Origin of the sequence: Sulfurimonas sp. (assembly GCF_023229105.1) — a bacterium.
Classification (GTDB): Bacteria; Campylobacterota; Campylobacteria; order Campylobacterales; family Sulfurimonadaceae; genus Sulfurimonas.
Map to the genome: position 1 here is coordinate 1 of NZ_JALNZY010000011.1, position 18,518 is coordinate 18,518.

The following is an 18,518-nucleotide window of genomic DNA, read 5'->3' on the forward strand; positions in this document are numbered from 1 at the left end:
CTTCGCCGGTAGTATTTCTAGCAATAATGGTGTCACTCCCTGCTCCACCATAAAGTTTGTCCACTCCACTCCAACCATCTAAATACATGCCGGAGTCATTTGCGGTAATAGTATCGGCTCCTCTGCTACCGATAATTTTTGTAAAATTTTTAACTAAATCATCATAAATAGCACCTGTACTAAAATCCACTCTTGAATAATCAGCACCTTCAACTACCATCATATTAAGAACAAAACCATCGTTGGTTGCAGTGTAGTCAAGCGTATTTGTACCCGTTCCGCCATCTATAGTATCGTTATTTGAAGAAGTGGTATATTTGCCATATCCATATACAGTATCATCTCCACTTCCGGCATCTATGATATCATCATCTCTCTCGCCATAGATGATATCATCGCCGTCTCCTCCATAAATAGTGTCGGCTCCATCTCCCCCTCTAATGGTATCTGCTCCGTCAAGACCATAAATTTTATCGTCACCTTGATGACCATTTAGAACATTATCTTGATTGTTTCCGTAAATTACATCAGCTGAAGTTGAACCGCCAAATCCTTCAAACTCATAAGCAAGGTTAATACCTCCGTTTGCGTTATATCCATCAGCCCATGTTCCATCTACGCCATCTGTGCTGTCTGTTGAATATTGAAGTGTGCCCGCTTCACTCAATCTAAGGCGAGAACCTGCTACTAAGCCATCATTATAAAGCTCCAAATAGTCCGTGCCTGCGCCGCCATAACTTATATCTAGTCCGGCTCCAGGTCGTAGATAATCATTTCCGTCTCCGCCATAGAGTATGTCATTACCACCTCTACTCTCCAATCTGTCATCCCCGTCAAGTCCCCAAAAAGTTTCCGCACTGTTGCCGCCATAGATAACGTCATTGCCGTTTGTGGCTCTTATCTGTTCGATATCTTTCACAAGGTCGATAAGTCTTTTTGTAGTTGTTTCTTTAACCATAACAAAATCAGAGCTGTTTAAATCAACAGTTATTCCTTGTATCTCTTCCATAAAGCTTGAGTTTGTTGCAAGGTTTGGATAATCTGCAGGATTGTAGCTAATCCAATCACTTCCCGTACCACCATCTATAAAATCATAGCCGCCGCCAGCAAATATACGGTCATCTCCATCGCCTGCTTCTATAAAATTTGTACTTCCATTTCCATAGATAGTATCCGCATACTCCGAACCTCGGATATCTTCCATGTTAATGATTTTATCTTTTATGACAAAATCGCCCGCAGCATATCCAGCATAGTCAAACTCCTCTGAAAAAGGTCTGTCAAAACGGATAATCATTCCCTGCGTGGCATTTATGTAACTGACTGTATCCGTATCGGCTCCACCATCTATAAAATCTTCTCCACTGCCTGCAAAAAGCGTATCGTAACCATCTCCGCCAAGTAAAGTATTATTGCCGCCTCGACCATCTATTGTATCGCTTCCGTCAAGCCCGGATAAAACATTATCTTTAAGGGCATTTCCATAAATAGTATCGTTATAATTGCTGCCTGTGATATTTTCAATATCTTTAAGAACATCATAACCTATTGCCTGAAGATTTTCTAAACCACTTTGTTCTTGTGCACCCGAAGTCCAATCACTTGAAAATGTACCGCTCCACTCTCCGCCCGCCACTGCATTGCCCTCAGTAACACCCGCAGCAAGATTTGCAAATGCGGCAGCTATATTTGCTGCGCTAAGAGTTGTGCTAGCAGTAAGCGTTAAACCGCCGATACTCACCGACTGCCCTGCAATCAAATCCTTAAAAACTACACTGTGTTTTTCTGTAATCATATCACTGCCTTGAACTGCACTGCTCACGGCATCCGTTGGAGCAGCGACAGCGCTCACTCCGCTAGAAGATATAACAATGTCTGCCACTGGCTCAGTCGGAGTTTGACTTGTAAACGTTACGGTTGCGGTATCGGTAATCGCACCTGAAGACCATGCAGTAGTTTTTGCACCACTCCATGTTCCATTTGCTACAACAGCGCCAGTTGTAGCAGCACTGCTGTCGAGATTTGCAAAACCTGCGGCTACTTCTGCAGCAGTAATATTACCTATTGCAGTAAGCTTTAAGCCATCAACCGTTACTGATTGTCCCGCAATTAGGTCTTGAAATGTAAGCGCATGTTCTTCTGTTTGAGTTCCAGAAACTCCTTGAGTAGATGCTACATCAAGAGCATCCGGTGCGGCAACTTCCAAAACTCCTGCCCAAGAGACAGTGATATCCTCTACGGCTGCATTTGGAGTGACACTTGTGAAAGTGATATTTTCCCCGATTATAGTATCTATAGCACTACCGTTTTCATCGTATGTAAATTTTTCTACCCTGTTTGCAAATTTTGAAATAGCATTGATTTTATCATTTGTATCTATAACCTCATCGCCGTTAACATCAATATTGAGTCCATCTACATGTACGCCATCCAAATCAACATACACCCCTTTGTAAGAGGCTAACATATCTATATCTAGAGAGTTTGCAATAGGGTTGCCATTTTCATCGCTAAGCTCGTATGTTGCACTTAGTTTTTGATTTTCTTCAGCAGATATAAACCCTTCTTGTGCAAGCAGTTTTACCTCGCTTGACCCAAAACTCTGCACATTTTCATAACTAACGGTATCTTCACCTGTATACTCTTTTGCATCAGCTGAATCATTATCTGTATCGCCATAGATGTAGTTTGTACCGCTTCCGCCATATAGCGTGTCATCTCCACCACTGAGATAGACCGTGTCGTCTCCCGCACCGTCATAAACTATATCTTTTACCATGCCACCGTATATAGTGCTATTCCCGCTACCGTCTTTTATGATATTATAGTTTGGCTCTTTTGATAAGATAAATCCCTCATCCTTCGCATTTGCAAAATCGGCTTTGTTGTATGTATAATCATCGGCAACTGTTATATCTTTTAGTGCAAAAGTATATTCATTGGTATAGGACTGTTCAGGTTCTAAATCTGTTGTTTGCAAATAAGCATCATCGAGTTTATAGTTAGAGGTTATGGCTACATTAAAAGGGTCGAGAGTTTGCGTATATTTTATTACAAACTCCACACTCTTAAAGTTTGTAATAAAATCAGGGCTACTATAATCAATCGTATTGCCCAATTCATCTTTAAAAAGCATTTGATCTTTTGTGATGGTAGAACCGCTAATCTCATTCCCGTCTTTATCAAAAAGTATTACTCCCGAAGGAAGACCGTCCAAGATAAAGCTCTCAACATAAAATCCTTCAGGCATCTGCGGCTCAAATCTCAAGACTCTAGAGAGGTAGGTTGTAACAACCTCTTGACTAGAAGTAACCCCAACGTCAGCTGGTGCGTCAACTGTTGAGCCTGTAGAGCTTACGACAATGTCAGCAACATCAGTTGTTGCAGTTTGACTTGTAAAAATAACCTCAGCTCCAGTTGCCACGCCAGAAGCCCAATCAGCAGATAATGCTCCACTCCAATCACCGTTTGCTACAGCATTTCCATTTGCGACACTTGCAGCAAGAGTTGCAAAACCTGCGGCTACTTCTGCAGCCGTTAGAGCACCTGTTGCAGTAAGTTTCAAGCCATCAACAGTTACTGATTGACCAACTATTAAATCTTGAAATGTAAGCGCGTGTGTTTCCGTGCCAGCTCCACCTTGAGTAGCAACAGTGCTAACATCAGTCGGTGCGGCAACTGTTGAGCCTAATGAAGTTGTGACAATATCAGCAACTTCTACATTTGGAGTTACACTTGTAAAAGTAACCTCAGTTCCAGTTGCCGCACCAGAAGCCCAATCAGCAGATAATGCTCCATCCCACGAGCCGTTTGCTACAGCATTTCCGGTAGCCGCACTAGCACTTAAAGAGGCAAAAGCAGTTGCAACATCAGCTGCAGTAATTGCATCGGTTGCAGTTAGTTTTAATCCATCAACAGTAACTGACTGTCCAGCAAGTAGGTCTTTAAAAGTTAGAGTATTTACATCTGTAAAGCTTGGCGGTGTATCGCTAAAGTAGGTAGAGTCTTCTGCTCTTATTACCATATCTTCACTTCTATCACTAATATCTATAGTTTCTGGCTCAAACTGGTTGGTTATAGAATCAAATTTATACCCATTGATACTTCCGCCGCCACCTAAAATTTCAATCTGCCCCTCATCATTTGTCGTCTCACTGTATCTTACTTGATGTGCCGTAGCCTTAAAATAAAAAGCCGGTTTTGCTGCATCAGGTGGTCCATTACCATCACCATTTCCATCGCCGTAATCCGTAAAATCATTTTCTGGAAAGTAGTCTGTAAAATCATTTTCTGGAAAGTAGTCTGTAAAATCATTTTCTGGCATCATCTCCTCATCAGGTTTCGGAATCATCTCAACGTCAGGCTTTGGAATCATCTCAACGTCAGGCTTATACGCATCAAAGTCATTCCGAGGTCTTGGAGGCTGCGTGTATCGACCTAAAAACTGATTGCTAAATTCATTTGGGGTACTACTCTCTACCACGGTTGGAGTTGGTTCTTGAAACGCAAAATCATCTAGTTTAGTTGAGCTATCTTCAAATGCAAACTGTTGATTTTGCACTTGAGCATTCGTGCTCGGTAGCAAGTCATTAAAATTATCTTGCTGCAGTATAGCTTGACTTAATTTTTGCACCTCCTCTTCATACTCTTCTACGATTTTCTTAACTCTATCTTCTTGCTGTATATCCGCTTCAACCGCTATAGAGTCAAAGGGCAAGTCGTTTACCTCTTCAACTTGAGAGAGGACATCACTTAGAGTGAATTTCTGCGCTCCCGTGCCCAAAAAAGAGGGTGGGTTTTCGCCATATCCCATAAGCGCCATGGAGACAAAAGTAAAAACTCCTCCGTTTGGCATAGTTACAACGATATCGCCACCAACAAGACGATACTCCAAAGATTCAACATCAATATCTTCCATCTCATACAAGACATCATCACCAGGCCGAACATATACCGCCACATTTTGACCTTTTAAGGGTGCTTTATTTATAACAACTTTTTTGTCTTGGTACTGCAAAACGCTATTTGTATCAACCGGAACTTCTGCTGTTTGAGCAGTTTGGTTTATGCTTTGATCTGCCATTGTTACACCCCCTAAATATTGTCTTGTTTTTTATAACTCTTCGCTAAAATATAGCATCTTTTTGTCATATCTTTCATTTTATCATATATTTTAAAATATATTACTTTATTTTTTACTTACTCTTTTTAGGAAAGCATCTGCAAAAGGGTAGCCATTTTTTTTTGATTTATCCATCCAAAAAAGTCCTTCTTCTTTGTTTTGCGCAACTCCATATCCCTCATAATAAAAAAGCCCGATATAGTATTGCGCTTTAGCATATCCAGCGGCAGCGGCTTCAAAATACCAAAAAAATGCTTCCTCATAACTCTGCTCAACTAGCTCTGCACTTCTGTAAAAATCTCCAAGCTGTGTTTGCGCAAATATATTTCCTTTTTTCGCAGAAAACTCAAGCCAAAAAATTGTTTTATCATACTCTTTTGAAGTACCCTCTGCGCTGTAATACATCAGAGCTAAATTAAAGGCTGCTACATCATCACCAAGATTTGCCGCTCTCTCATACCACTCAAACGCTTTTTTCAAATCCTTTTGCGTACCGATACCAAAATAATATAACCGCGCCAAATTATTTTGAGCAGGAACAAGTCCATTGTTTGCAGCTTTTTCATACATAGCAAAAGCTTTTTTTAAAGCCTTATCATCAAATTCAAAAGTTTCATAAATCATAGCGAGATTAAACTGGGCAAGAGCATATCCTTGCATTGCCGAGCGCTCATATAGTTCCATAGCCTTTTTTATATTTTTCTCTACACCGATACCGTTTTCATAAAAATATGCCAATGTGTTTTGAGCAATTGCATTATCAGCAGCTGCCGATTTTTTTAGCCAATAAGCACTTTGAGCTAAATTTTTTTCAACTCCCTCGCCAAATCTATACATTAATGCAAGATTATACTGTGCATTTGAGTTGTTTTCATCTGCTACAGCTATAAACAGCTCATGCGCCTTCATAAACTCTCTATTTTTATAAAATTCCATCCCTTTTTCAAAGTCATCACAAAATGCAAAAGATAAAAACAGTGCCTGCAGCAGAATTAATTTAGTGATTTTCATCACAAACTCCAAATGGGTTTTTTACATTATCTTTTACAAGACCATTTTCAAACTCATTTTTTATTTTACATTCGCTCATATCTTTTGTCGGTTCAATAAAGATATTTTTACAATTTTCTTTGCTTGTAAAAAGCTCTATTTTCTCCCAAAATTCATTGTGACGAATTTGCAAATTTTTATGCTCTAAAGAACTATATTTGTTCATTTTTTTTACACCAAAAGAACCATCAAGCATCAAAGTTGCCAAGGTTCCGCATGCGTCCTCTTCAACCTTTAGTACATAATCTTCATGAAACAAAACATGAAAAATCAAATCTATTTTCGTCGCTTCAAGTCGGTCCCTGTAAGAATCCACAATATACTCATGATGCTTATCAGTTAAAAAAGCATATTTACCTGCAAGTAAAATATCATCTTTTGCATAGTTTGGATAGTATTTAGAGACAAGAACTTCTTTATGGCTACAGCCACTAAAGAGTAAAAAAACAACACTTAAACCAACACCAAAAAGAGTCTTTTTCATCTACTTGCCTTAATAATTACTAATAGCGTCTAAGCCCATGCCCTCACATACCTCAATATCTCTTTCGTCTCTTATATTATCGCCGATTATGAGAATTTCATGAGACTGCCCAAGATTTATGACGGTTCTTAGAAAATGTTTTTTATCTCTGTCATTAAATATATTAGTAGTATATTCTTTATTTATTCTTAAATAGTCCAGCTGCAACTCTTCTAACTGCTCTATTGCAAAGTCGTTTATACTAAACCTTTTTAAAATAATTTTTGCCCCAAATCTATGAATCTCTTGTGTGAAATTTTTAAATGTCTCCACGTCCGTAGAAGCATTGTAGGAGGTCATACTAAAAATAATTTTTTTAGAAATATTTTCATTAAATAAAAACAAAGAGTGTAGCCACGTTAAAAATTCATTATCTTTAAGTGAGAGCATTGATAAATTTATAACAATGCTGTATTTAAAATCATTTGTTTTAATGTAATTCACAACCAATTCTATGATTTTTTTATCAAACGAAACTGCAAGTTTAATCTTTTCTGCAGCAGACATAAATACGCCGATAGAAAATTTTTCTCTGTTTTTATCATAAAGCATAGGAATTGCTTCTAGCATAATGATTTTGTTATCTTCCATGCTTCTTGTCTCAAAACCATACTCTATTTCAAAAAAGTTATTTTCTATTATTTCTCTTACATTTTGCTCTATCACACTAAACTTATCTAGAACTTCAGATGGGCTTATCACATAGTAATAATTTTCGCTATTTTTTGCAATGTTATATGCATCACTTAAAGAGTGTAAAATGGAGTCTATTGTTCCGTACTTATCAAAGGGAATAAGTCCAAAATAAGCTGGTTTATTTTCTACTTCATAACGCATACCCATATCTTTGAGCTCTTCTTGAAGATTTTTAGAAAACTCTAAAATTTTCTCTTCATCTTCATTTTTAAGAATCATTGCAAATTCTGAACCAAAAAATCTATAGAGCGTAGCTTCTTGCAAACTAAGTTCATAAAATTTGTTCTGCACGACATTGGCAAACTCTTCTATATAGTGATTTGCCAAAGCCGAACCGAATTTTTTTGTAAACTCTCCTAAAGACTCAAGCTTAATAGTTCCGACAAATCCATCCGAACCGACAATAAACATATTTTTCAAATCCAATTCAAAAACTTTTTGATTTGGAAGTCCCGTTAAATCATCAGTAAAGATTTTTCTCTCTAAAATATTTTTATTTATGTTAAGTTCATTAAGAACTATGATATATTTTTTTGTTATATTACCAAGCAAACGAAAAGCTTCATCTACCTCCTCGCTTATTACCTCTTTTTTATCAATAAATACAAAATTATTTTTAAGCGTCTCAGCCATACTCTCTTTAAAATGTTTTATAGAATTTAAAAGCATTCTTTTTATAAATATAATATAAATTCCTATAAAAATCAGCCCTAGTAGCAATATAGAAAGAAAATAATATATCAAATATGTTCTTAGCAGAGCTGCTGTTTTGTCTTTTAACATGCTTTGATCTATGATATATTCAAGTTCTACAAATGGTTTGTTAAACATAGGAATGCTTTTTTTCTCCCTTAAAAAAGTACCTAGTGTTTTATTTTTATCAAAAGAGTCTGAGTTAAACTCTTTTTTTGAGACCTCATATCCAAAATAAATGTTAGAGATTGCATTAATAAGCATCTCGTTTTTGTACAAAAAAAACTTAAAAACAATCGGCTTCTGTGAGCTAAAATCTTTTGGGCTTAAAAATTCGTACATGTTGTTCTCAAGAGCCGCAACCTGACCATTTTTGGCATCTGTTACTACATCATTAATCTCCCAATCACTATTTTTTGCATAATTAGAGTTGTGAAGAAGTGTCTCTTTTGAAAATAAAAATCTTTTATAAGAGAGCTTAATAGAACTAATCTCGGTTGTTTGTATAGCAGATAAGAGCATGGCACGGATGGCTTCATGGCTGGAACTAAATAAGCCATCTTGCAGCTCCTCAAAAACAACCTCTGTACTATGCCTGATGCTCTCATTAAATTCATTTTTTATTGCTGCTTTATGACTAAAGTAGCTATACACAAAAAGAGTGGTTACCACTAGTAAAAAAAACAAAACGCTTAATGCAAATTTTATACCTATGGTAAATTTTAATTTATTTTTCAATCTTCATTCACTTGCATATTTTTTTGTTTGAGTTGCTCTTTAGTCTCTTCATCTTCTGGCATCTGCCTATACTCAGTTTTGCCAAAAGAGCTTAGTGGCGTACCTAGTTTTAAATGGTTATATTTTTTATACAGCTCTTGCTTGTCCTTAATATTTTCTATAATAGGAAAATAGTTCTCTTTTGTCTTTGCTGATAAGCTAGCCAGACCTGCCTGCGCTTGCTCATACGTTGCAAAAACACCATAAAGAACTTTAATCCACTCTGCATTAGTGCCATATTTAAAGACAAATGCTTTGTTGCTTATCTTTTCTTTATCTAGAAGAATAATGGCATCATCGAGTTTAGTAAAAGTCGCGAGGTTGATAGTAAAGAGACTTTCATCCGCTCGCATAAACTCTTGCTTGAACTCCTCATTTGTAAAATAAGGTTGTGGTTCTTTGGGAACAAGTTTTATTATTTTAGTTTTGATAATCTCTTTTTGTGGCACCGCTTCTTTAGGTTGCAACTCACTTAAAGAGTCTAAAAACTTCTTATAAAGTTCTTTGATTTTAGTTATCGGCACAACTTCATATTTTTTATCTTGTGCTTTTTTTACAGTGCCCAACACCTCGTTTGCATGTTCAAAACTACTATAAATTCCATACGCTATTGCATTTTTGAGCTTATCCCCTTCAATCATATCAACTATAAAGGCATGTTTTGTCGCATTATTTTCCTGCATAAAACTAAAAGTCTCATATACCGATTCAAAACTGCTAATAAAAATAGTAAAATCACTATCATTGGCATCTAAAAACATATCTTTAAACATCAAGATATCTTCGAGGGTATCAATCGTTTGTACCTCTTTTTCTACTGTAATCTGGTCTGCTTCTATGTTTAAAGTCATAAAATCCGTATACTCTTTTGCGAGTTGCGTATCTTTAGAATAGTTGTTGTTATATTTACTTTTTGTAAAATCAATAAAATTTTCTTTTGTCGGATCTAACTCAAAAAATGAAACAAGTTCGCCCGTCTCAAACAAAAGTTTAAAATAATTATTTACTCTATTTTCATAAGACTCTATAAGTGAAACCTGTGCTGCGTTAAGCTGTCTTTGCGCGATTAGAAGAGTTTGTAAATCCTGCTCCCCGTTTTGAAAAGCTTCCCAATATGACTCAACCATAACCTTAGAAGACTCAACCTCTTGCTTTATGCTATTTATAGTTCCATCAAGTGCATTTAATGACTGAAATACATTAGAAATTATCCACTTTACTTTTCTTCTTTCCTCTTCGATTTTGTATTGCAACTCCCTGATTGCGCTATAAGCTGAGATGATGGCATTTGAATCTTTGTCGCCATTATATAGATTGTATTTTACACTTAAAAAGACCTGACTTGTATCCTGCTCATAGAACTCTCTATCAATAGTATCTTTATCAAAAGTCCTCATGTACGTAAAAAAAAGATCCACTTTTGGCTTAAACCCGGATTCATTACCCTTTAGCTTGTACTCTTCAGATTTAACGCTCAATAAGTAACTTACAATATTTAAATTGCCCTCGTTAGCTTTTTTAAGCAGCTCCTCTAAGGAGTCAATTTTTATATCATACTCATATTCATAGGGCAAGGTATATTTAAAGTTTTCTCCGACGATATATTCATAATATTTTAATGCTTCAACAAATTTTGAATTAGTTTGACTTAGTTTTGATTCTGCGTTGGCAACACTCGCTTTGATGGAACTTATGTCCCCAATAGAAGCTGCCCCGAGTTCATATTTTATGGTTACAATTTCGAGTATTTTTCGTAACATCTCCATATTTGTTTTAGTTACAGTAGAAGATTGAAAAGAAAAAACAACACCAAAATATGCCTTGATCGCATTTTGTATCTCTTGGCTTATAGCAAGTTCATAACGACTTTTTGACACCTGCAGGCTCTCTGTAAGAGCTTTGATTTTATACTCAGTTGCGCCTCCCGCATAGATGTTTTGCTTAAGAAGCACCTTTAGATTTTCATCAGCATAGCTATGTGTGCCCGTTTCTTTGCCCTCATCTCCGGGAGTTACTCGATTGCTACCGTAAGTATATTCAAGATCAAGGGTAGGCTTATATCCAGAGTAAGCATCATCCAGACTTATTTTTGTTTGTCTTACTTTTTCTCTTGCAACTTTTATGTTGTAGCTGTTTGAAACAGTTTCTAAAACTACATCTGTTAAAGAGACTTTCTTAAAATTTTGAATTTTTCTCTCTTGTTCTTCATTTATGCCAAACTCTTTTTTAAGATTCTCTTTAGTAGAAGGACTTTTTTGTATGTCGCTTAAACTAGAGTTTGCTAAAGTATCTGCTACAACAAGAGTACAATTTAGTATAAAAATAATAATTAAAATTTCTATTTTTTTATAAAATATCATCGTTTTTTCTCAATCCTGATTATAAGGTATCCATTTTCATTTTGATTTATAATTTTTGTTGCATTCGGAGTAAGTAGATCGATGCGGACATCTTTTATGTCATACCCCATTTGTCTTATCAAGTTTCTCGCATTAAGTGTTCTTGCTAGTGAAATCTGCTTCATAACCGTTGCACTGATTTGATTTGTCGAATCTACTGCACTGATTAGAACTACATGTTTGAAATTTTTTTGCCTGATTTTGTTTATGAATTCTCTTATCTGCAAGATGACTGGGTTATCTAGCTTAATCGCGTTGCTTCCAAAATTTAAGAGCAAGTAGTCCTCTGCTATAACTGTCTCTTGTTTTGTAACTTCATCCTCATATATTCTGCTTAAATCCTTCCCTGCTTTTTCTATTTCACCTAAATGCTCTTTCGTTTGAGTTATTGGAATCTCTCTTTGTTTTACGCTTTGAGAGATATTTTCTTCTTCTTGTATATTCTCTTTTTTAAAAACTTCAAATTTTTTTGTCTCTTTACTTGAAATGACCTCATCTTTAGTTATCGCTCCCGTATAAGAAACTTTATGTTTAAACTGCGCATAATAGACAATATTTACAATAGTGATTAGCAAAAACAGCAACATAACCAAAATGACTGATGAAAAAACATCAACAAATGCGGGCCATGGGTTAAATTCTTGTTCACATCCTTTTGCCATTATGTTAACTTTTCATCGTAGCTTTTGATGCTAAAGCAAAAGTTTGAGTTAGATTTTCCATCGATTCTTGATTTTGTTTTTGAATATCTACCAACTGCTTCATAGTCTTATGCTGGCTCGTTGCTATGTTAGCAAGAGATTGTATCGACTCATCAAGCGTGCTTGAATTTGAAAATTGATTAATATTTAACTCTTTTATGGAATTTACAATACTCTCTAAAAGTGCTATCTGATTTGAGGTTGATTTAGCGGTAGATTCTAGATTTTCTGAGAGCATCTTATATATAATTTCATTGCCCTCAGAGCTTTTCTTTATCTCATCTCTAAGCCCGCTCATAGCTTCTCCAAAAACATCTAAAAATTTGCTCGAAGCCATAGGATCAGAAGAGGCAACCACCTGTTGAACTTCCGTATTTTGACCAAGATTTATGCTACAAAGACCCTCCGCTTCTCGAAACTGCTGGATTGCCTCAGCAGATTGTGAATCAATTATTCTGCCCTTCATCCAATCCTCTATATCTTCTATAAAAGACTCTTGATTTCTGCTGAGAATATAACTCTTAAGACTTAAAATAATAGCCGTGGCAACACCAAACAAAGAGGAACCAAAACCTATCGCCATGCCGCTTAGGGGTCCAGAAAATCCGGAGATTATTTCGGCAATATTGATGTCTCCGCCCAAAGATAAAACAATAGCTCCCATATCGTCAATAGCTTTAAGTAAGCCCGTAAATGTTCCAAAAAGTCCTATCATTAAAGCAGTTGCCGCAAAAAAGTTTATATAAACTTTTTGAGAAGCAAATTTTTCTTCAAGCCAAGTGGTTACTTCTTTTGCTTCTGTTTGAGTAAAATAAAGAGACCCTCCCTTTGCTCTTTTATAGAACATATGAGCAATACTCGCAGGCATAATTCTATCAATACCATGTAGATACTGAGTAAGTTCCTTACCTTGTTTATAAGCCAAGATACCGAATGTTCCAGCTAGCATGGTTAATCTAAAGGCTGAGTGATAGACAATTATCATACCGATTGCAAGAATTGTCAAAACTGCAATATTAAAAGTCAAAGTAGCCATAAAAAAGCTAATAAAAGAATCGAGATTTGAAAAAACTAAAAAAAAGATGAAAAGCCAAAAAATAAAATAAATTTTTAATATTCTAATACGTCTCATGAGCTACCTAAAACAGAAATAAGATAATGGAAATTACTAATCCCAAAGCAACAGTAGTAACTGTATTTGTCATATCACCGGCAATATTAACAAAACCACCACTTGCATCTATACTCTCTCCTGAGACCATCAAACCGATATCTACTCCATTTATATCAGTGATTTTTTTAGCAACTCTAAAATAGTTGCTATCAAGAGCATATCTAAGTTGTTTAATTTTTTCAAAATCTATTTCACTTATAGTTGATGCAAATTTCGTATTATACTCATCTTGTTTTAGGACATAGTTTTCATTGATTTCTTTGTACTTATCTGCTTTTTCTTCAAGAGACAAAGTCGGAAGCATCTTTTTATCAAGTAAAAACAGGTATTGGCTTCCTTCTTTTGTCAGTTGTGTTTTAAAAGCGTGCACGGACTCCTTAATCTCTAAAACACCGTAAACACTTTCATTTTTTCGCAAAGGAACAAAATAAACAAAGAAAACGCCATTATCTAAAACCTCTGCTCCAAAGAGCGATCTTTTGCTGCTTATTATTGTGTTTACTGTATTTCTTAAAGGTTTGTTTTTATTTATTGCACTAACAAAATCTACGCTCAAACCGGTAAATCCATTTTTGAGAAACTCTTCGTTTAAAGATTTTTTAAATTTATCTATAATGGTAGTGTTGTCCACTTCCAAAGCACTTAAAAGCACCTCATCTTGCTGAATCACTGCTGCTATTTTTTTAAACTCTTCGTGCTTGCTTTGTACTTTTGCATCTAATTTTAACTCATAACTATCAAGCATACTTTTATAGACTTTCTCAGAGACCCTATCTGTCATAGTCATAATAATATACATAGAAACAGAAATTCCAATAATAGATATAATAAACAAGGTCGTAAACCAAAGACCCTTGTTTTTCTTAAGCAGTGCCAATAGTTCTTGTGCTCTTTTAATAAAAGTAAACATTTTTTTGAAATTCCTTAATTAAATTATATTTTTTATCTAATGATAAACTTACCTTGAAAATATTAAACAGAGTTTAACATATTACTATATTTTATATACATTAAAACTAAACATATTCTTTTAAAGATGCATTTACCCATATCTTATTCTTCAGAAATTCTTGTTTGCATTTTAACAACAGCGGCATCAAAAGGTTTCAAATCAAAACCAAAATCCTCCACTCTTTGTCTAGCCTGTTCTATACATTTTTCATCAAAGGGTTTTGAAATATTACAAACGAGTTTTACAATATTTAAAATCTTTGCATGTTTTTCAAACAAAGGAGGTACCTTTGAGACATCATCACTATACTTAATGCCGCCAATAATACTTTGAGCAATATTCCAATGTTTAAAAATTGCAGAAGTTACATCAGCACTACTCATCCCGACAAACTCTTTTTCTACTGCACTTATATCATCAAATCTCTCATTGATTTGCTTAAGAAAATTTTCTTTTTTTCCTTCATCCATAACAGCATTGTTTATAAGAAACTTGCCGCTCTCTTGTAAAAAAGATGGCAATATCAACTCTTTTTTAAGTTCCATATCAACTTGACTCATCCATAAGCTTACAAAATTTGACTGCATATTTGCTACTCTTAAAAACATATCGCTATCGCCGCCATATGCAATCAATTGACTGTTTAAAGCATTTTTGATACCGCTTGCTAAAGCGATAGAAATTGTAAAATTTATACCCAAAAGAGCAACTGCTTTACTCAGAGAATCAATCTTACTTACAAAACCAAACATCGCCGAATTTGCTGTTTTTAAAATTGTTGACACCATCAATGGATCTTGCTCGATTATTTTTACTAAATCATTCGTATCATAATTATCTGTTTTTTTAAATTCTTCTATATCTAAAACAGTTTTTGGCAGAGGAGCTAAAGCATCTATTCTTTTTAAAAGTTCGATATAAGTCATACATAAAATCCTATCTTTAGTTTATCGCATACTAATGCTTTGATGCTGCGCAAATGTTAAATTTCCTTAAAAGAGTTCTGCGCGATATCTTTTAAAGGTTTTATCAGATATCTTAAAACAGTTTTTTTACCTGTTAAAATATTAATATTTGCAACCATGCCCGGAAGGATTCGAGAGTTTTCATCAAACCCAAGCGTATCGGCTTTTACTTTCAAGGCATAGTATCTGTTGCCTTGTCTATCCTCCGTGCTATCAGGAGATATTGAGACGACTCTTCCCTCTAAAAGACCATATTTTGAAAAATCGTACGCTGTTATCTCTATGGAGACTTTTTGGTTGCTCCAAACTTGAGCTCTATCGCTTGGTTTTATTCTCGCTTCTATTATAAGTTTATCCTCTACGGGCGTTATCTCTGCTATATTGTCCCCAGGCTTTATTATCCCATCTACCGTATTAAAATAGAGCTTATTTACCACGCCATTCACTGGACTTACGATATCTTTTCGTAAATCCCTATCCAGACTGGCTTTGTATTTTTCCTGAATCTGTCGAATGCTAAGTTTTACCTCAGAGAGTTGTTTGAGATTTTTTGAAAGCATCTCTGAGTTTACACTCTCTACCTTTTTTTCTGACTCACTAATCTCTTCTTTTACAATAGGAATCAAACTTCTCACATTTTGCATCTCAGTTACAAGAGTCTGTTTTTTTGACAACTCTGCTAAGTAATTTTTTCTCGATACTACATTTTTCTTCAGCAAAGCATCTTGTATTTGCATATTTTCATTTGCAAGCTGCATCTCCATTTCAAGATTTTGTAGCTTCATACTCAACTCATCCAATCTAAGAACTTTTTGTTTTAATTGGTCTTTTGCTATTCCCAGTTGCCTTTTATGATTTGCATTTTCTTCCTCAAAAGTTTGCCGCTCACTTTCAAGAATTCCGCTTATAGTCTGTGTGAACTCTTTTGCAAATACAAGACTCTTGTTGTCAATCAGTGCTTCAAGTCTCATCGCTTTTGCCTGAAGGGCCATTATTTCAAGTTCTTGTGATTTTAAATCAGCCATAAAATAATCGTTTTTCAAGGTGTACAAAACATCACCTTTTTTCACACTTTTACCTTCACTTACGAGAATATCGGTAATTATACCGCCCTCAAAGTGCTGTAAAACTTTTGTTTGTCCTGAGGGAACAATTCTTCCCTCACCTTTTACTACCTCATCTATTTCAGCAAAAGTAGCCCAAATAAAAAATATAACAACAAATGCCATCATAGGGTAGATAACCAGTTTGTAGTTCCAATCTTCTTCTTGATAATGAAGTTTCATTTTGCACCCTCGGGCGTTCTAAGCGCATTTAAGACTGCATCTCGTGGACCATCTGCAACTATTTTTCCGTTATTGATAACGATTATGCGCTTTACAAGCTCTAGTGCAGCAAACCTATGTGTAATCAAAATAAGCGTTTTCTTCTCAATAATCTTTTTTAAATTATTCATAAGCTTTTTCTCTAAACCTACATCAAGCCCAGTTGTGGGCTCATCCAAGATAAGGATTGAGGGATCGTTAACAATTGCTCTTGCAAGACCTACGAGATGCTTTTGTCCAACACTTAGGTTTGCCCCTCTCTCTCCCACGACAAGACCATCGCCCTGAGCACTTTTTTTCACAAGGTCTTCAAGCCCACTCAAAACAATAAGCTCCATCATCCTCTCTTTGCTAATTGGCTTTGAAAGCTCTATATTCTCTTTTAAGGTACCGTTAAAAAGATATGGTTCTTGCGTCATAACACCTATATTTTGCCTAATTTCTACAGGGTGGATTGTAGAAATATCATGATTGTCTATAAATATACTTCCCTTTGTCGGATGCAAAAGTCCTGTTAAAAGTTTTAAAACCGTTGATTTTCCCGCTCCAGTCTGCCCGATAATACCTACTTTTTCACCACTTTTTATTTTCAGATTAAGATTACTTACAGAGGGATATTTTGAATTTTTAAAATAATAAGTAACATCTTTAAATTCAATGTCTCCCTTTAAAGCTTCAATTCCTATCTCGATATTTTTTTCATTTTCTAAAGGCAGATTCCAAAATTCTTTAAGATTATTTAGAGAGTTTTTAATCTCTTTAAACTTTATAAGCATTGTTGAGAGGCTGATTATGGGAACCATAGCTCTGCTTGCCAAGATGGTTACGGCAATAAGCCCGCCAACACTTAAATTTTTATCTGCAATCTGAAAAACACCCACTGAAACAACTAAAACTGTCGTCAACTGAATCAGTGTTTGTGAAATATTAAGTGCAAATGCGTTTACGGACTGAATCTTACCCTGAATATTTTCTCCAAAAGCTATGATATTTCTCCAATTAAAAAGTTTTGAAGCTGATGCATTAGAAAGCTTTAGCGTATCGCTACCTTGTATCGTTTCAACCAAATAGTTATGTTTTGACTGAATATTTTCAAGATATTTTTTACTCAAGTGTCCAATCGGGGTTTGCAACCCTATATTCATAAGCATTATAATAAGAGCTATAAAAAAAGGAACCAAAGCAACAGCCGGGGAGATAAAATATATGACTATAAGCGCAAATATAAAAAATGGAAAATCGATAATCTGTATAATAGACTTTGTAGCAAAAAAATCCCTCACGGCTGCCAACTCTCTAAATAAATTTGCCTTAGAGCCCGTCATCATGATGTCATACTGCGATTGGATACCGAGAAGTCTTTTCATCAAATCTTCTTCAAGATGCAAAGAGAGTTTTTTACCGGTTTTATCGATAATATGACTTCTAACACTCTTAAAAACAAGTTCAAAAACAAGCGCAATTATAAGTCCGAAACTTAGTACAAAAAGAGTATCATAAGCTTCATTTGGAACCACTCTGTCGTAGACAATCATAATATACAAAGGCACAAAAAGAGCGAACAAATTTATAAAAAATGTTAAAATTCCAACCTCTACATACGACCTCCAAAACGACTTTACAGGTTGCCAAAACCATTTGTTTGTAGGTGTTTTATCTATTAAATCGGCTTTAGATTCTTCTCTAAATATAAGAAGAGCTTTTTTGTATTCCTTTAATTTTTTATACTCTATTTCAAAACTTTTTTCCCTAAGAGCATCATAGAGTTCTATTTTTTTGTTGGCAATATTTTTTCGATAAATAAAAGGTTCATTACGCTTGTTAAACACAATGCAAGGCAGGAAGTGACTTGCGATATCGGATGCTAGCATCGTTTTTTCTAAAGCTACAAGACCTATTTGTTCAGAGACAATAAAGAGAGACTCCATACTAAAATCTTCATTTGTAATGTGATTTAGACTAAAAATAGTGTCGTAACTAACATTGCCAAAATAAAAGTCAAGTATATATTTATAAGTTTTTAGCAAAGGATTTTGTTCTGTCGATTGCGATACCATAAGATTTAACCTTTATAACTATGAGATAAGCATTATAATTCAACTCTACTTAATTGCTAGACTTTTTACAATTTGAACTTTGCC

The 18,518-nt window shown here is 35.2% G+C and carries 11 protein-coding genes; all 11 read right to left on the minus strand.

Translation table 11 applies throughout. The features are described from left to right. Positions 1-5,083, minus strand: a 5,083-nt coding sequence (locus M0Q17_RS02655) for a calcium-binding protein (protein WP_295083026.1), incomplete at its 3' end; no start/stop codon positions are given. 105 nt (positions 5,084-5,188) lie between these two features. Continuing rightward, positions 5,189-6,133: a hypothetical protein gene (locus M0Q17_RS02660; protein WP_295083028.1), complete on the minus strand. Its 945-nt coding sequence runs from the start codon at positions 6,131-6,133 to the stop codon at positions 5,189-5,191. Continuing rightward, positions 6,120-6,656 (minus strand): hypothetical protein, encoded by a 537-nt coding sequence (locus M0Q17_RS02665; protein WP_295083030.1) that lies wholly within the window; start codon positions 6,654-6,656, stop codon positions 6,120-6,122. Before M0Q17_RS02665 ends, M0Q17_RS02660 begins: the two co-directional genes overlap by 14 nt. Positions 6,657-6,665: 9 nt before the next feature. Further along, positions 6,666-8,822 (minus strand): EAL domain-containing protein, encoded by a 2,157-nt coding sequence (locus M0Q17_RS02670; RefSeq protein WP_295083033.1) that lies wholly within the window; start codon positions 8,820-8,822, stop codon positions 6,666-6,668. Continuing rightward, positions 8,819-11,221 (minus strand): TolC family protein, encoded by a 2,403-nt coding sequence (locus M0Q17_RS02675; RefSeq protein WP_295083035.1) that lies wholly within the window; start codon positions 11,219-11,221, stop codon positions 8,819-8,821. Before M0Q17_RS02675 ends, M0Q17_RS02670 begins: the two co-directional genes overlap by 4 nt. Then, complete coding sequence (locus tag M0Q17_RS02680; RefSeq protein ID WP_295083036.1) at positions 11,218-11,922, minus strand: hypothetical protein; 705 nt, start codon at positions 11,920-11,922, stop codon at positions 11,218-11,220. Before M0Q17_RS02680 ends, M0Q17_RS02675 begins: the two co-directional genes overlap by 4 nt. Positions 11,923-11,926: 4 nt before the next feature. Beyond that, positions 11,927-12,997 (minus strand): MotA/TolQ/ExbB proton channel family protein, encoded by a 1,071-nt coding sequence (locus M0Q17_RS02685; RefSeq protein ID WP_295083038.1) that lies wholly within the window; start codon positions 12,995-12,997, stop codon positions 11,927-11,929. A 103-nt stretch (positions 12,998-13,100) separates the two neighbouring features. Further along, the gene (locus M0Q17_RS02690) at positions 13,101-14,045 is read right to left on the minus strand and encodes a hypothetical protein (RefSeq protein ID WP_295083040.1); all 945 of its coding nucleotides are present in this window, start codon (positions 14,043-14,045) and stop codon (positions 13,101-13,103) included. A 143-nt stretch (positions 14,046-14,188) separates the two neighbouring features. After that, positions 14,189-15,013 (minus strand): HDOD domain-containing protein, encoded by an 825-nt coding sequence (locus M0Q17_RS02695; protein WP_295083042.1) that lies wholly within the window; start codon positions 15,011-15,013, stop codon positions 14,189-14,191. Positions 15,014-15,069: 56 nt separating this feature from the next. Next, positions 15,070-16,338, minus strand: a complete 1,269-nt coding sequence (locus tag M0Q17_RS02700; RefSeq protein WP_295083044.1) for an HlyD family type I secretion periplasmic adaptor subunit — start codon at positions 16,336-16,338, stop codon at positions 15,070-15,072. Continuing rightward, positions 16,335-18,434, minus strand: coding sequence for a type I secretion system permease/ATPase (locus M0Q17_RS02705; RefSeq protein WP_295083046.1), 2,100 nt, complete (start codon positions 18,432-18,434; stop codon positions 16,335-16,337). Before M0Q17_RS02705 ends, M0Q17_RS02700 begins: the two co-directional genes overlap by 4 nt. Between the last annotated feature and the right edge of the window lie 84 nt (positions 18,435-18,518).

Excerpts from the sequence above, each read along its gene's own strand:
- M0Q17_RS02700 (WP_295083044.1), bottom strand. The coding sequence starts at position 16,338 with ATGAAACTTCATTATCAAGAAGAAGATTGGAACTACAAACTGGTTATC.
- M0Q17_RS02705 (WP_295083046.1), bottom strand. The coding sequence starts at position 18,434 with ATGGTATCGCAATCGACAGAACAAAATCCTTTGCTAAAAACTTATAAA.
- M0Q17_RS02690 (WP_295083040.1), bottom strand. The coding sequence starts at position 14,045 with ATGTTTACTTTTATTAAAAGAGCACAAGAACTATTGGCACTGCTTAAG.
- M0Q17_RS02675 (WP_295083035.1), bottom strand. The coding sequence starts at position 11,221 with ATGATATTTTATAAAAAAATAGAAATTTTAATTATTATTTTTATACTA.
- M0Q17_RS02660 (WP_295083028.1), bottom strand. The coding sequence starts at position 6,133 with ATGAAAATCACTAAATTAATTCTGCTGCAGGCACTGTTTTTATCTTTT.
- M0Q17_RS02685 (WP_295083038.1), bottom strand. The coding sequence starts at position 12,997 with ATGGCTACTTTGACTTTTAATATTGCAGTTTTGACAATTCTTGCAATC.
- M0Q17_RS02680 (WP_295083036.1), bottom strand. The coding sequence starts at position 11,922 with ATGGCAAAAGGATGTGAACAAGAATTTAACCCATGGCCCGCATTTGTT.
- M0Q17_RS02665 (WP_295083030.1), bottom strand. The coding sequence starts at position 6,656 with ATGAAAAAGACTCTTTTTGGTGTTGGTTTAAGTGTTGTTTTTTTACTC.
- M0Q17_RS02695 (WP_295083042.1), bottom strand. The coding sequence starts at position 15,013 with ATGACTTATATCGAACTTTTAAAAAGAATAGATGCTTTAGCTCCTCTG.